Annotated in this window: 1 protein-coding gene; it reads left to right on the top strand. The window is 69.5% G+C overall.

Annotated elements, in window-relative coordinates; all coding sequences use genetic code 11:
- Window positions 1-224 precede the first annotated feature (224 nt).
- Window positions 225-1,424 (top strand): IS110 family transposase, encoded by a 1,200-nt coding sequence (locus tag AB0L59_RS42230; RefSeq protein ID WP_365593525.1) that lies wholly within the window; start codon window positions 225-227, stop codon window positions 1,422-1,424.
- The last annotated feature ends 18 nt before the right edge of the window (window positions 1,425-1,442 follow it).

Genomic DNA, 1,442 nt, shown 5'->3' with positions numbered 1-1,442 from the left:
GCGGCCCTACCTTCTTTCGCACGGCCCGGTCGTTCGCGACGATGGGGTCGCGCGAGCGGGGCAGGGATGGGTTTCATGCTGGCTGCCGTCGATGGCTGGAGAGGCTGTTCCCCCTGCCCCGCCACTTCTTCCGGACTGCTGATTAGGCTCTGCGGACCATCGCTTAGTAGGGCGAGGACAGGCGGAAGAGGTCGCGCCGCACATTGCACGGCGAGGGGAGCGTCATGACCGCCACCGCAGGCTTCGACATCGGCAAGGACTTCCACTGGCTGGCCGCCATCGATGACCGCGGCCGGCCACTGCTCAGCCACCGGGTCGGCAACGACCCGGAATCGATCGAGCAGGCCGCCGGTGAACTGCTCACCGTCCAGGCCGAACACGACGGCCTCACTGTCGGGCTGGACCTGCTGGGCGGCATCGCCGGACTGCTGACCTCGATGCTGCTGGCCGCGGACCTGCGCTGCGTCCACCTCCCCGGCCTGGCCGTCAACCGCGCCCGCCGTGGCACCCGGGGCGGAGAGAACAAGTCCGACCCGCGTGACGCCAAGGTGATCGCCGAACAGGTCATGCTCCGCGACGACCTGCGGCCCATCACCCTGCCCGAGGAGGCCACCGTCGAACTGCGGCTCCTGGTCAGTCACCGCACCGTGATGGCCAAGGAGACCACCGCCCGCATCAGCCGCCTGCGCGACCTGCTGGCCGGCATCCACCCCGGCCTGGAACGCGTGGTCGACCCGACCCAGAAGACGAGCCTGCTGCTGCTTTCGCGCTACGTCACCCCTGCCGAGATCCGGCAGGCCGGCGCAGCGCGGATCAACAGCTACCTGAGCCGGCACGGCGCCTACCGCCCCACCGCCCAGAAACTGACCGAGGCAGCCGTCGCTGCCGCTCACGCCCAGAGCACCAACGTGGTCGGCGAACGCCGCACCGCCCAGCTCATCCGCGAACTCGCCACCGACCTCATGGTCGCCAAGGACCGCGTCAAGGCCCTGGAAGCCGAGATCGAGCAGCTGGTGGCCGAGCACCCTGACGGGGCCCTCATCCGCAGTCTGCCGGGGATGGGGGCCGTCCTCACCGCGGAGTTCATCGCGCTGGTCGGCGGCATCGACCGGTTCACCAGCCCCGACGCCCTGGCCGCTGCGGCCGGCCTGGCCCCGGTCCTGTCCCAGTCCGGCAGGATCCGCTACTCGCGCAGCGCCACCGGCGGCGACAAGGCCCTCAAACGCGTCTTCTACCAGTCCGCGTTCTGCGCCATCCAGCGCGATCCCATCTCCAGGACCTACTACGACCGCAAGAGAAGCGAAGGCAAGCGGCACCACCAGGCCCTGATCGCCCTCGCCCGACGCCGCGTCAACGTCGTCTACGCCATGCTCCGCGATCGCAAGCCCTACGAAGGACGTCCCCAACTCCGCCTCATCGCTTGACATCAGCATTAGGCAGCC

The organism is Streptomyces sp. NPDC052109 (assembly GCF_040680195.1).
Lineage (GTDB): Bacteria > Actinomycetota > Actinomycetes > Streptomycetales > Streptomycetaceae > Streptomyces.
Note: the sequence above shows the minus strand (reverse complement) of the source record. Positions and strands in the feature narration are given on the sequence as shown.